General features: G+C 69.6%; 11 protein-coding genes. 8 read left to right on the top strand and 3 right to left on the bottom strand.

Going from position 1 to position 12,298, the window contains the following annotated elements:
• Window positions 1-89: 89 nt before the first annotated feature.
• Window positions 90-860 carry a MerR family transcriptional regulator gene (locus ABZT93_RS33515; RefSeq protein ID WP_356111774.1) on the top strand — a complete coding sequence of 257 codons (771 nt, stop codon included), beginning with the start codon at window positions 90-92 and terminating at the stop codon, window positions 858-860.
• Window positions 861-903: 43 nt separating this feature from the next.
• Here the strand turns inward: ABZT93_RS33515 and ABZT93_RS33510 are convergent, their stop codons facing one another.
• Window positions 904-1,269, bottom strand: a complete 366-nt coding sequence (locus ABZT93_RS33510) for a YbjQ family protein (protein WP_356111772.1) — start codon at window positions 1,267-1,269, stop codon at window positions 904-906.
• Between the two features lie 126 nt (window positions 1,270-1,395).
• On the opposite strand from ABZT93_RS33510, the gene ABZT93_RS33505 reads away from it, so the two are divergent.
• A complete protein-coding gene (locus ABZT93_RS33505; RefSeq protein WP_356111770.1) occupies window positions 1,396-2,298 on the top strand; it encodes a VTT domain-containing protein in 903 nt (300 codons plus the stop codon).
• A 7-nt stretch (window positions 2,299-2,305) separates the two neighbouring features.
• Here the strand turns inward: ABZT93_RS33505 and ABZT93_RS33500 are convergent, their stop codons facing one another.
• Window positions 2,306-3,973: a threonine/serine exporter family protein gene (locus ABZT93_RS33500; RefSeq protein ID WP_356111769.1), complete on the bottom strand. Its 1,668-nt coding sequence runs from the start codon at window positions 3,971-3,973 to the stop codon at window positions 2,306-2,308.
• Window positions 3,974-4,074: 101 nt separating this feature from the next.
• Window positions 4,075-4,566, bottom strand: coding sequence for an inorganic diphosphatase (locus tag ABZT93_RS33495; protein WP_007383738.1), 492 nt, complete (start codon window positions 4,564-4,566; stop codon window positions 4,075-4,077).
• A gap of 124 nt (window positions 4,567-4,690) precedes the next feature.
• Here ABZT93_RS33495 and dacB point away from each other — a divergent pair, with 124 nt between their 5' ends.
• The 6 genes from dacB to folE all read left to right on the top strand — a co-directional run bounded on the left by dacB (window position 4,691) and on the right by folE (window position 12,292).
• Window positions 4,691-6,283, top strand: a complete 1,593-nt coding sequence (gene dacB, locus ABZT93_RS33490; RefSeq protein ID WP_356111821.1) for a D-alanyl-D-alanine carboxypeptidase/D-alanyl-D-alanine-endopeptidase — start codon at window positions 4,691-4,693, stop codon at window positions 6,281-6,283.
• 66 nt (window positions 6,284-6,349) lie between these two features.
• On the top strand, window positions 6,350-7,477 hold the full coding sequence (locus ABZT93_RS33485) for a zinc-dependent metalloprotease (RefSeq protein WP_356111767.1): 1,128 nt from the start codon (window positions 6,350-6,352) through the stop codon (window positions 7,475-7,477).
• A 193-nt stretch (window positions 7,478-7,670) separates the two neighbouring features.
• Window positions 7,671-8,732, top strand: a complete 1,062-nt coding sequence (gene tilS, locus ABZT93_RS33480) for a tRNA lysidine(34) synthetase TilS (RefSeq protein WP_356111765.1) — start codon at window positions 7,671-7,673, stop codon at window positions 8,730-8,732.
• A 53-nt stretch (window positions 8,733-8,785) separates the two neighbouring features.
• Window positions 8,786-9,346 carry a hypoxanthine phosphoribosyltransferase gene (gene hpt / locus ABZT93_RS33475; protein WP_037717579.1) on the top strand — a complete coding sequence of 187 codons (561 nt, stop codon included), beginning with the start codon at window positions 8,786-8,788 and terminating at the stop codon, window positions 9,344-9,346.
• A 185-nt stretch (window positions 9,347-9,531) separates the two neighbouring features.
• Window positions 9,532-11,565, top strand: a complete 2,034-nt coding sequence (gene ftsH, locus ABZT93_RS33470) for an ATP-dependent zinc metalloprotease FtsH (protein WP_356111763.1) — start codon at window positions 9,532-9,534, stop codon at window positions 11,563-11,565.
• Between the two features lie 121 nt (window positions 11,566-11,686).
• The gene (folE, locus tag ABZT93_RS33465) at window positions 11,687-12,292 is read left to right on the top strand and encodes a GTP cyclohydrolase I FolE (RefSeq protein ID WP_356111761.1); all 606 of its coding nucleotides are present in this window, start codon (window positions 11,687-11,689) and stop codon (window positions 12,290-12,292) included.
• Window positions 12,293-12,298: the final 6 nt, after the last annotated feature.

Genomic DNA, 12,298 nt, shown 5'->3' with positions numbered 1-12,298 from the left:
GTGACATCCGGAGGTGTTCGTGCCGGGCTTGCACCTCACGTGGCGTGAGGAGCGACCGTGGAGCGCGTACCGAGAAGGGAGCGGACGAAGTGGGCTACTCCGTGGGACAGGTCGCGGGCTTCGCCGGCGTCACGGTGCGCACGTTGCACCACTACGACGACATCGGCCTCCTCGTGCCCGGCGAGCGCAGCCACGCGGGCCACCGGCGCTACAGCGACGGCGACCTCGACCGGCTGCAGCAGATCCTGTTCTACCGCGAGCTCGGCTTCCCGCTCGAAGAGGTCGCCGCACTGCTCGACGACCCGGCCGCGGACCCGCGCGCGCACCTGCGCCGCCAGCACGAGCTGCTGACCGCCCGGATCGAGAAGCTGCAGAAGATGGCGACCGCCGTGGAACACGCCATGGAGGCACGCAAGATGGGGATCGATCTCACACCGGAGGAGAAGTTCGAGGTGTTCGGGGACAAGGACCCGGAGCAGTACGCGGACGAGGCGGAGCAGCGCTGGGGCGGCACCGAGGCGTACGCCGAGTCGCAGCGCCGCGCCGCGAGCTACACCAAGGACGACTGGAAGCGCGTGCAGGCGGAGGTGGCCGACTGGGGCGAGCGCTACGACGCCCTGATGGCCGCCGGTGACGCGCCTGCGTCCTCGGCGGCCATGGACATGGCTGAGGAGCACCGGCGGCACATCTGCCGCTGGTTCTACGACTGCCCGTACGACATGCATCGGTGCCTGGGCGAGATGTACGTGTCGGACGAGCGCTTCAAGGCGTTCTACGACTCCATGCGCCCCGGTCTCGCCGAGCACCTCAGGGACGCGATCACGGCGAACGCTGCCCGGCACACCGCCCAGAGCTCCTGACCCGTCCTGGAGCGTCTGATCCGCTGGAGCGCCTGGCCCGGGGTTACTCCCGGGCCAGGACCACCGCCGTGCCGTAGGCGCACACCTCGGTTCCGACGTCGGCCGCCTCGGTCACGTCGAACCGGAACGCCAGCACCCCGTTGGCGCCACGCGCGCGTGCCTGCTCGACGAGCCGGTCCATGGCCTGGTTGCGGGTCTGCACCAGCGTCTTGGTGAGGCCCTTGAGCTCGCCGCCGACCATCGACTTCAGCCCGGCGCCGATCTGGCTGCCGAGGTGCCGGGAGCGCACGGTCAACCCGAAGACCTCGCCCAGCACCTCCTGGACCCGGTGACCGGGCACGTCGTTCGTCGTCACCACGAGCACATCGGGCTGGGGCCCCTGGCCGCCGCCGTATTCGTCAATACCCATGGTGCACAGCTTTGTCCCAGAGGGGGCACAGTGCATCCTGGGGAGCCCCATGGAACCTGGGCCACCACGGCTGCGTTGATACTTTGGGCAGCCAGCCCCGCCCCCACCAGCAGGAGCCACAATCCCGTGACCACGCTCGCGCTCGGCCCCGAGTGGATCAGTCCCGACTATCTGATCCAGACCTTCAGCCTGCCCGGCATCCTGCTGATCGTCTTCGCCGAATCGGGCCTCTTCGCGTTCCTGCCGGGCGACTCCCTGCTGTTCACGGCGGGTCTGTTCGTGGCCGAGGGGAACTTCATCAGCCAGCCCCTGTGGCTGGTGTGCACGCTCATCGTGGCGGCCGCCGTCCTCGGCGACCAGGTCGGCTACATGATCGGCAAGTTCTTCGGCCCGAAGCTCTTCAGCCGCCCCAACTCCAAGCTCTTCAAGCAGGAGAACCTGGAGAAGGCCCACGAGTTCATGGAGAAGTTCGGCCCCAAGGCCATCGTCCTGGCCCGCTTCGTGCCGATCGTGCGGACCTTCGCCCCCATCGTGGCGGGCGCCGGCCGGATGAAGTACCGCACCTTCCTGACGTACAACCTCATCGGCGGCGTGGCCTGGGGCACCGGCGTCACCCTCGCCGGCTACTGGCTCGGCCAGATCGACGTCATCAAGAAGAACGTCGAGGCGATCCTGGTCCTGATCGTCCTGGTCTCGGTGGTCCCGATCCTCATCGAGTACCTGCGCGAGCGCTCCAAGAAGAAGCGAGCGGCGGCGCAGACTCCGGCGGCCCCGCCCCAGCAGCAGTACCAGCCCATGGACGACGCGACGACCCAGCTCCGCCGCATCCCGTCCCACGACGAGCCGCAGCCGCCCCAGCAGCAGCACAACGGCTACGACCAGTACTACGGGCAGCAGCCCCAGCAACAGCAGCCGTACGGGCAGCAGCCGCAGCAACAGCAGCCCTACGCCCAGCAGTACCCGCAGAACTACGGCAACCAGCAGTACGGCCGGCAGCCCCAGCAGAACCCGTACAACGAGGGTTACTGACCGAAGGTCAGAACCCCCGCGTCCGCTTGGCGGCCCGCCGCTTCCCCGCGGAACCGACCCTCAGGAACAGCCGGGAGATCTCGGAGCCCAGGTTGACCCCGATGGCAATGGCCATGGCGAGCGCCGCCGCCTTCGACAGCGACACCAGCCCCTCGTCGACCCGGCTCCCGGCGATCGACAACAACCCGAAGTACGTGGCGGAACCCGGCAGCAGGGGCCCGATCGCCGCGGTCGTGTACGGCAGCGCGGAAGCGAACCGGTAGCGGGACAGCAACTGCCCGAACAACCCGACCAGCCCCGCCGCCACGGCCGTGGAGGCGACCGGGGAGAACCCGCCGGTGTGTTGCATCGCGCCGTACACACACCAAGCGACACCGCCGTTCAAGGTGACGGCCAGCACGGTGGAACGTTCCTGCTGCAATAGCACCGCGAACGTCAGCGACAGCAGCATCGACGCCGCGATCTGCCACAGCGGCCGCGACTGGGTCGACAGCGCCTCGTCGGGATTGAGATGCGCCCCCAGTTGCACCCCGACGTAGAGCATCACCAGCACGCCCACCACGATGCCGACGAAGAAGTACATGACCTCCAGGAGCCGGGCCGACGCGGTGATGTAGAAGCCGGTCAACCCGTCCTGGACGCCCGCCACCAGCGCCCGCCCGGGCAGCAGCGCGAACAGCCCACCGGTGATGACCGCGGACGCCTTCACGTCCACGTGGGCCAGCGTCAGCGCGATCCCGATCGCGGCGGGCGGCATCGCGGCGACCGTGAACTGGTAGAACTCCGGCAGGCCGCGCCCCGCGCACAGCCATGCCAGCCGGTCGCCGAGCATCGCGCCCAGCATCGCCGCGACGAACACCAGCAGGTCACCGCCGACCAGCACGGAGGCCGCGCCCGCGAGCAGCCCGCTCGCCGAGGTGAGCACCCAGGTCGGGTACGGGTGCCGGTTGCGGCGGATCTCGGCGAGCCGCCGGTAGGCCTCCTCCAGGGAGATGGCCGTCTCCGGGTCGCTGAGGTCGTCCACGAGCTGGAAGACGGCCGCGAGGCGCGTGTAGTCGGTACCGCGCCGCCGCACCGTCCTGGAGGCCGTCACGGGGTCGTCCACGAGCGACGGCTGGTACGTGATCGACAGCAGCGTGAAGGTGACGTTCGGCTCGCAGCGGTCCAGGCCGTAGGACCGGCAGACCGCGAACATCGCCGCCTCCACGTCCTCGGCGCCCTCACCGCCCGCGAGCAGCAGCTCGCCGATGCGCAGGGTCAGGTCGAGCACGCGCGGGACGGCCGGACCGGCATCGTCCTCGGACTTCTGCACCGGCTCCGGCGCCGGCCGCTCGGCCACCGGCATCCGCAGCATCGTGCGCATCCGGTCCTGCCAGGGCAGGTCCTTGGTGAGACTGACCACCGGTATGCCGGTCGCCGGGGTGAACGCGGCCGGCGCTTCCTTCGCGCTGTAGGTGCGGGGCGCATTGAACGCCGACTTCTCCGGCTCCGCGACCGACGGCTGCGGAACCTCCAGCCCCTTCGGCACCGCGAACTCGGACGTGGTCTCCGACTCGCCGCCGACGGTTCTCGGCACGGCGAGCCCCTCGGGAAGGGCGAACTCGGACGTGATCTCGGAGTCGTAGAAACTCCTGGCCTCGTCCGACTGCGGCTTGCGGTGCTCCGCCTCCGTCACTCCGTAACGCTCCCTGAACGACACATTCCGTAAGCCTCAGTATGCGCGGGCGCACGAACGGGCCGCACGCGTGCGCGTGCGGCCCGTCCGTGACACGGGGCTCAGTGGCCGCCCTGGTCCTTGAAGCGCTTGTAGGACCGCTCGATCTCGGCCTCGGCGTCGACACGGCCGACCCAGTCGGCGCCCTCGACGGACTTGCCGGGCTCCAGGTCCTTGTAGACCTCGAAGAAGTGCTGGATCTCCAGGCGGTCGAACTCGGAGACATGGTGGATGTCACGCAGGTGCTCGACACGCGGGTCCGTCGCAGGGACGCACAGCAGCTTGTCGTCGCCGCCGGCCTCGTCCGTCATGCGGAACATGCCGATCGCACGGCACTTGATGAGACAGCCCGGGAACGTCGGCTCGTCAAGAATGACCAGCGCGTCCAGCGGGTCGCCGTCCTCGCCGAGGGTGTTCTCGACGAAGCCGTAGTCGGTCGGGTAGGCGGTCGAGGTGAAGAGTCGACGGTCCAGGCGGATCCGACCGGTCTCGTGGTCCACCTCGTACTTGTTCCGCGAACCCTTCGGGATCTCGATCGTGACGTCGAACTCCACCGGTGACTCCTCCATGATCAACACATAGTTCTGGTGGTTAAGTGTCCCTCACGCAGGTGTGTGATCGCGAAAGGGGCTGCTTGTCGTGCCTGAACCGAGGCCTTGGCGGGCCGCGAGACCGCATGTGGTGCGGGTCGCGAACGCCGTACGACCGCGTCTGACACGCGCCGCGGACGCCGTACGCCCAGGACTCACCCGGGCCACGGACACCGTGCGGCCGTATCTCGCACGGACCGTCGCCGCCGTGAAACCGCAGGTCACACGAGTGACCGGGATGTCCCGGCCGAAGACCGTCAAGACCTGGCAGTACACCGCGGGCGCCGCCACCGCCGGGCTGGCGCTGGCCGCCACCGTGGTGACCGCCGCCGGTCCGTGGGACTCCTCGGGTCAGCGTACGGCCGAGCGGGACCGCGCGGTCGCCCTCGACCGGACGGGTGGCACAGATCACGGAGGCGGCTCCGGTACGACGGCCGCCGCTCCGCGCCCCGCCCCGAGCGCCGCGTCCGTGCTCACCGCGCTGGGCGGCGGGGCCAACACGGTGAAGTCCGCGCCCACCGGAAAGGCCCTCGCCGACGTCCTCGGCCCGCTCCTCGGCAACACCGCGCTCGGCACCCGCCACACGGCGGCCGTCGTGGACGTCGCCAGCGGCAGACGCCTCTACGGCGCGGGCGCCGGCACGGCCCTGATCCCCGCCTCCACCACGAAGATCGCCACCGCCGTCGCCGCCCTGTCCGCCCTCGGCGCCGACCACCGCCTCACCACGCGCGCGGACCTGGAACCCGACACCAGGGAACTCGTCCTCGTCGGCGGCGGCGACCCCACGCTCACCGCCCGGACCGACACCGACGGCTGGGCGAGTCTGCGCGCACTCGCCGAGGACACCGCCGCGGCCCTGAAGAAGCGGCACATCACCACGGTCACGCTCTCCTACGACAAGACCCTCTACGCGGGCTCCGAGATCCACCCGATCGGGGTCAACGACAACCTGGCCCCCGTCAGCGCCCTGATGGTGGACGAGGCCCGCACCGACGACTCCGCCAGCGGCCCCGCCGCGCGCGTGAGCGACCCGGCGGCGGAGGCGACCCGCACCTTCGCGCGGTTCCTCGCCGACGACGGCATCAAGACCTCGTCCCCCGGCCCCTCCAAGGCCACCGGCCGCGCCGAGAACCTCGCCCAGGTCTCCTCACCGCCCCTGTCCGCCCTGGTCGAGCGCATGCTGACCAACAGCGACAACGACATCGCCGAGGCCCTCGCCCGCCAGACCGCCGTCGCGGACAAGCGGCGCGTCGACTTCGAGGGCGGCGGCGACGCCATCCGTGACCGGCTGAGGAAACTCGGACTCCCGCTCGCCGGCGCCGAGTTCCACGACGGCAGCGGACTCGACCGCGCCGACCGGCTCACGGCGAACCTGCTGACCGCCCTGCTGGTGAAGGCGGGCGACCCCGCCCACCCGGAGCTGCGCCCCGTCCTCACCGGCCTCCCGGTGGCCGGCTTCACCGGCACGCTGACCAGCCGTTACACAGACGGCGCGGCAGGCGTCGTACGGGCGAAGACGGGAACGCTGACCGGGGTGAACACCCTGGCCGGGACGGTCGTCGACCAGAACGGCCGACTGCTGGCCTTCGCCTTCCTGACCTCGGACACGACGGACCCGGGAGCGGCGCAGAGCGCCCTGGACCGTACGGCCTCCGCACTGGCGGCCTGCGGCTGCGGCTGACCCGGCGCCCGCGTTGCCCTCCCGCGCGGCCTGCCCCAAGCGGGAGGGCTCACGTACGGTTGACGCATGACGAGCATCGGTGGTGCCGAGATGGTCGACTGGAATCTCGCGGTGGCGACCGCGACCCGGCTCGTACGGCCGGGCCCCGACGTGAGCCGTGACGAGGCCAGGGCCGTCGTCGCGGAACTGCGCCGGCACGCCAAGGCCTCGGAGGAACACGTCCGGGGCTTCACCCGAATGGGGACGGAAGGCGTCCACGACACTCCCGTGCTCGTCGTCGACCGCCCCGGCTGGGTCCGGGCGAACGTCGCCGGGTTCAGGGAGATCCTCAAACCGCTTCTGGAGAAGATGCAGGAGCGGCGCGGCAACACCCCCGGCGGCGCGGTCCTCGGCGCCGTCGGCGGCAAGGTGACCGGCGTCGAACTCGGGATGCTGCTGTCGTTCCTGTCCTCCCGCGTCCTCGGCCAGTACGAGACCTTCGCTCCGGCCACCCGGGAACTGCCCGCAGGGGAGAACGGCGGCGGCCGACTCCTGCTCGTCGCCCCGAACATCGTGCACGTGGAACGCGAACTCGACGTCCAGCCCCACGACTTCCGTCTGTGGGTGTGTCTGCACGAGGAGACGCACCGCACCCAGTTCACGGCCGTGCCCTGGCTGCGCGACCACCTTGAGGGCGAAATCCAGTCGTTCCTCGGGGAGACCGAGGTCGACCCGATGACGGTCCTGGAGCGCATCCGGGAGGCTGCCCAGTCGCTGGCCGGCGGACGGCCCGAGGGCGAGGAGGACGAGGACGGGGGGCGCTCGCTCGTGGAGATCGTGCAGACGCCCGCCCAGCGCGAGATCCTCGGTCGCCTCACCGCCGTGATGTCCCTCCTGGAGGGCCACGCCGACTTCGTCATGGACGGAGTGGGCCCGGCCGTCGTGCCGAGCGTCGCCGAGATCCGCGAGAAGTTCCAGCAGCGGCGGGCCAAGGGCGCCTCCCGCCTGGACATGGCCCTGCGCAAGCTGCTCGGCCTGGACGCCAAGCTCCGGCAGTACCGCGACGGCGAACGCTTCGTGCGGGCTGTCGTCGACCAGGTCGGCATGGACGGCTTCAACCGGGTGTGGACCTCCCCGAACACACTTCCGACCAAGACGGAGATCGCCAAACCGGCGGACTGGGTCGCGCGGGTGCACCGCAAGGCCGAGTCGTGAACCGTGTACGCACGTCGTGAGAGGAATCCGGCCGACGGCAGGCGAACGCCCCTTCAATCACCCGTCCGAGGGACCGTGAGCCATGGGTAGGCGTGCAATGCTCGGGGAACGGCCCGGTTCTGTCACCATCTACACACTCTGAGTGACCGAACCTCGGGCTCACCCCCCGAAAACTTCATGAAGGGAACCGGACATGGGTCCCCATCCTGCGGTCGCGGCGATACGCCTGGCGGTCCGCCGCGTCCTCCACGACATCCTCAACGACCTGTACGCCGTCGGCGACCAGCACGCCGTCGGCGATCATCATGCTTCCGCCGAGCAGCGGCCGCACGAAGGCCCGCCGTCGCCGCTCGTCCTCGTGGCCTGCTCGGGCGGCGCCGACTCCATGGCCCTCGCCTCCGCCCTCGCCTTCGAGGCCCCCAAACTCGGCCTCCGTGCCGGCGGTGTCACCGTCGACCACGGCCTCCAGCCCGGATCCGACCTGCGCGCCGAGGAAGTCGTCCTCAGACTCCGCGAACTGGGCCTGGACCCCGTCGAGTCCACCGCCGTGAGCGTCGGCCGCGAAGGCGGCCCCGAGGCCGCCGCGCGTGACGCCCGCTACGCCGCCCTCGACGCCGCGGCCGCCCGCCATGGCGCGATCGCCGTCCTGCTGGGTCACACCCGCGACGACCAGGCCGAAACCGTGCTGCTCGGCCTCGCCCGCGGCTCCGGCACCCGCTCCCTGTCCGGAATGGCCGCGGTCTCGGGGGCCGACGGCCGTTACCGGCGCCCCTTCCTGGAACTCGACCGGCAGACCGCCCGCAAGGCCTGCATGGTCCAGTCCCTGCCCGTGTGGGACGACCCGCACAACGCCGACCCCGCCTACACGCGCTCCCGGCTGCGCCACGAAGGCCTGCCCGCGTTGGAGAAGGCCCTCGGCAAAGGAGTCGTCGAGGCCCTCGCGCGCACGGCCCAGCTCTCCCGCGACGACGCCGACGCCCTCGACACCTGGGCCCGCCAGGCCGAGGCCTCCGTACGCGACGCCGCCGGTCTCCTGGAGTGCGCGAAGCTCTACGCGCTGCCGCCCGCCGTGCGCCGCCGCATCCTGCGCCAGGCGGCCATCGAGGCCGGCGCCCCGGCCGGGTCGCTGTTCGCCCGCCACATCGAGGAAGTCGACCGCCTGATCACCGGCTGGCGCGGCCAGGGAGCCATCAATCTCCCGGGCAAGGTCGTCGCCCAGCGGCAGGGTGGCAGACTGGTGATTCGGCAAGGCTGAACCCTTGCTCCCCTTTGGGGGGTGTTGGGCGGCCGCTGGGACGACCGAAAGTGATGCGGGTGGACGCGAAAGACATGGGTGCCGACCTCAAAGAGGTACTCATCACCAAGGAAGAGATCGACGCGAAGCTCGTGGAGCTCGCCGCGAAGATCGACGCGGAGTACGCGGGCAAGGACCTGCTGATCGTCGGCGTCCTCAAGGGCGCGGTGATGGTCATGGCCGACCTCGCCCGGGCGCTGTCCACCCCCGTCACCATGGACTGGATGGCCGTGTCGTCGTACGGCGCGGGCACCCAGTCCTCCGGCGTGGTGCGGATCCTCAAGGACCTCGACACCGACATCAAGGGCAGGCACGTCCTGATCGTCGAGGACATCATCGACTCCGGCCTGACACTGTCCTGGCTGCTGTCCAACCTGGGCTCGCGCGAGCCGGAGACGCTCAAGGTGTGCACCCTGCTGCGCAAGCCGGACGCCGCCAAGGTCGCCATCGACGTCGAGTGGGTCGGCTTCGACATCCCCAACGAGTTCGTCGTCGGCTACGGTCTCGACTACGCCGAGAAGTACCGCAACCTCCCGTTCGTCGGTACGCTCGCGCCCCACGTCTACGGCGGCTGAGCCAGATGGCCCCAGCTCTGTAAGACGATCGGGAACCCCAGCCGGTTTCGCGCCGTTGGAGCATGCAGACGGGTTCGTGAAGCCCTCCTGTGCGGCTTCGGCCCACAATGCTGGGGTACCGTCAGAAGAACTGTCTTATCAAACTCACTATGGCAGGAGGGACGGGGCGGCACCGCTCCGTATGGATGGACGTGAAGCGATACTTCCGTGGGCCGGTCATGTGGATCGTGCTGGCCGTCCTTGCCGTGGTCGTGTTGATGCAGGTCGTCGGCTCGTCCGGTGGCTACAAGACGGTGGACACCGGCCAGGTCGTCCAGGCGATCAATGACAACAAGGCCGAATCAGCGAAACTGACCACCGGCGACGAGAACACCATCAAGGTGCAGCTCAAGGACGGCGAAAAGGTCGAGGGCAGCTCGAAGATCCAGGCGAGCTACATCGGCGACCAGGGCCGTGACCTCGCCACCGTGCTGCAGAACAAGTACCAGGACAAGCAGATCCCCGACGGGTACACCGTCTCTCCGACGAAGCAGAACGCCTTCGTCGGGATCCTGCTCTCCCTGCTCCCCTTCGTCCTCATCGTGGTCGTCTTCCTGTTCCTGATGAATCAGATGCAGGGCGGCGGCTCCCGGGTCATGAACTTCGGGAAGTCCAAGGCGAAGCTCATCACCAAGGACACCCCGAAGACGACGTTCTCGGACGTCGCCGGCTCGGACGAGGCCGTCGAGGAGCTCCAGGAGATCAAGGAGTTCCTCCAGGAACCGGCGAAGTTCCAGGCGGTCGGGGCCAAGATCCCCAAGGGCGTACTGCTGTACGGCCCTCCCGGCACCGGCAAGACCCTGCTCGCGCGCGCCGTCGCGGGCGAGGCCGGTGTCCCCTTCTACTCGATCTCCGGTTCCGACTTCGTCGAGATGTTCGTCGGTGTCGGTGCCTCCCGAGTCCGTGACCTGTTCGAGCAGGCCAAGGCGAACGCCCCGGCGATCGTCTTCGTCGACGAGATCGACGCGGTCGGCCGCCACCGCGGCGCCGGCCTCGGCGGCGGTCACGACGAGCGCGAGCAGACGCTGAACCAGCTGCTCGTCGAGATGGACGGCTTCGACGTCAAGGGCGGTGTGATCCTCATCGCCGCGACGAACCGGCCCGACATCCTCGACCCGGCCCTTCTGCGCCCCGGCCGCTTCGACCGCCAGATCGCGGTCGACCGTCCGGACATGCAGGGCCGTCTGGAGATCCTCAAGGTCCACCAGAAGGGCAAGCCGGTCGCGCCCGACGTCGACCTGTCGGCCGTCGCGCGTCGCACCCCGGGCTTCACCGGCGCGGACCTGAGCAACGTCCTCAACGAGGCCGCGCTGCTCACCGCCCGCAGCGACAAGAAGCTGATCGACAACTCGATGCTGGACGAGGCGATCGACCGTGTGGTGGCGGGCCCGCAGAAGCGGACCCGGATCATGTCGGACAAGGAGAAGAAGATCACCGCGTACCACGAGGGCGGACACGCCCTGGTCGCGGCGGCTTCCCCCAACTCCGACCCGGTCCACAAGATCACGATCCTCTCCCGAGGCCGTGCGCTGGGCTACACCATGGTCCTGCCGGACGAGGACAAGTACTCGACCACCCGCAACGAGATGCTCGACCAGCTCGCCTACATGCTGGGCGGCCGCGCTGCCGAGGAACTGGTCTTCCACGACCCGACCACCGGTGCCGCGAACGACATCGAGAAGGCCACGGCGACGGCCCGCGCGATGGTCACGCAGTACGGCATGACCGAGCGTCTCGGCGCCATCAAGTTCGGTGGCGACAACACCGAGCCGTTCCTCGGACGTGAGATGTCGCACCCGCGTGACTACTCGGAAGAGGTCGCCGCGCTGGTCGACGAAGAGGTCAAGAAGCTCATCGAGACCGCGCACAACGAGGCCTGGGAGATCCTGGTCGAGAACCGCGACGTCCTCGATCAGCTGGTGCTCCAGCTGCTGGAGAAGGAGACGCTGAACAAGGAGCAGATCGCCGAGATCTTCGCTCCCATCGTCAAGCGTCCCCCGCGCCCGGCCTGGACCGGCTCCTCCCGCCGTACGCCCTCCACCCGCCCGCCGGTGCTCTCCCCCAAGGAGCTCGCACTGACGAACGGCGCCAACGGCGCGGCCCCGGCGATCACCACCGCCAAGGCCACCGCGTCGGAGCAGGCCACGGAGGCCGTTCCCGAGGAGCGCCCCGAGAGCTGACGCTCACCGTCCCGCCCCGGTGACCTCACCGGGCCCGGAATGGATGCCGTGCCCCCCAGGGTTCTAGCCTGGGGGGCACGGCGTTTTTCGGCCGTGAGGGACTCTAGGAACGAGGCACCAGATGACCGACCCCGTGACGCTGGACAGCGAGGGCTCCATCGGCGAGTTCGACGAGAAGCGCGCCGAGAACGCCGTACGCGAGCTGCTGATCGCGGTCGGGGAGGACCCGGACCGCGAGGGGCTCCGGGAGACGCCGGGGCGGGTGGCGCGGGCGTACAAGGAGATATTCGCGGGGCTGTGGCAGAAGCCCGAGGACGTGCTGACCACGACGTTCGACCTGGGGCACGACGAGATGGTGCTCGTGAAGGACATCGAGGTGTACTCGACCTGTGAGCACCATCTCGTGCCGTTCCGGGGCGTCGCCCACGTCGGATACATTCCGGCCACCACCGGCAAGATCACGGGACTGTCCAAGCTGGCCAGGCTGGTGGACGTCTACGCCCGGCGGCCGCAGGTGCAGGAACGTCTCACCACGCAGATCGCGGACTCCCTGATGGAGATCCTGGAGCCGCGTGGCGTGATCGTCGTCGTGGAGTGCGAGCACATGTGCATGTCGATGCGCGGCATCCGCAAGCCGGGTGCCAAGACGCTCACCTCGGCCGTACGCGGTCAGCTGCGGGACGCGGCGACGCGGAACGAGGCGATGAGCCTGATCATGGCGCGTTGACGCCTG

The organism is Streptomyces sp. NPDC005303 (assembly GCF_040607335.1).
GTDB lineage: Bacteria > Actinomycetota > Actinomycetes > Streptomycetales > Streptomycetaceae > Streptomyces.
The sequence above is the reverse complement of the archived record's forward strand: the minus strand, read 5'-3'. Positions and strand labels throughout refer to the sequence as shown.

What these genes read in the sequence shown, in the direction of transcription:
- ABZT93_RS33510 (WP_356111772.1), bottom strand. Translation starts at nt 1,269, where the DNA reads ATGGGTATTGACGAATACGGCGGCGGCCAGGGGCCCCAGCCCGATGTG.
- ABZT93_RS33485 (WP_356111767.1), top strand. Translation starts at nt 6,350, where the DNA reads ATGACGAGCATCGGTGGTGCCGAGATGGTCGACTGGAATCTCGCGGTG.
- tilS (WP_356111765.1), top strand. Translation starts at nt 7,671, where the DNA reads ATGGGTCCCCATCCTGCGGTCGCGGCGATACGCCTGGCGGTCCGCCGC.
- hpt (WP_037717579.1), top strand. Translation starts at nt 8,786, where the DNA reads ATGCGGGTGGACGCGAAAGACATGGGTGCCGACCTCAAAGAGGTACTC.
- ftsH (WP_356111763.1), top strand. Translation starts at nt 9,532, where the DNA reads ATGGACGTGAAGCGATACTTCCGTGGGCCGGTCATGTGGATCGTGCTG.
- folE (WP_356111761.1), top strand. Translation starts at nt 11,687, where the DNA reads ATGACCGACCCCGTGACGCTGGACAGCGAGGGCTCCATCGGCGAGTTC.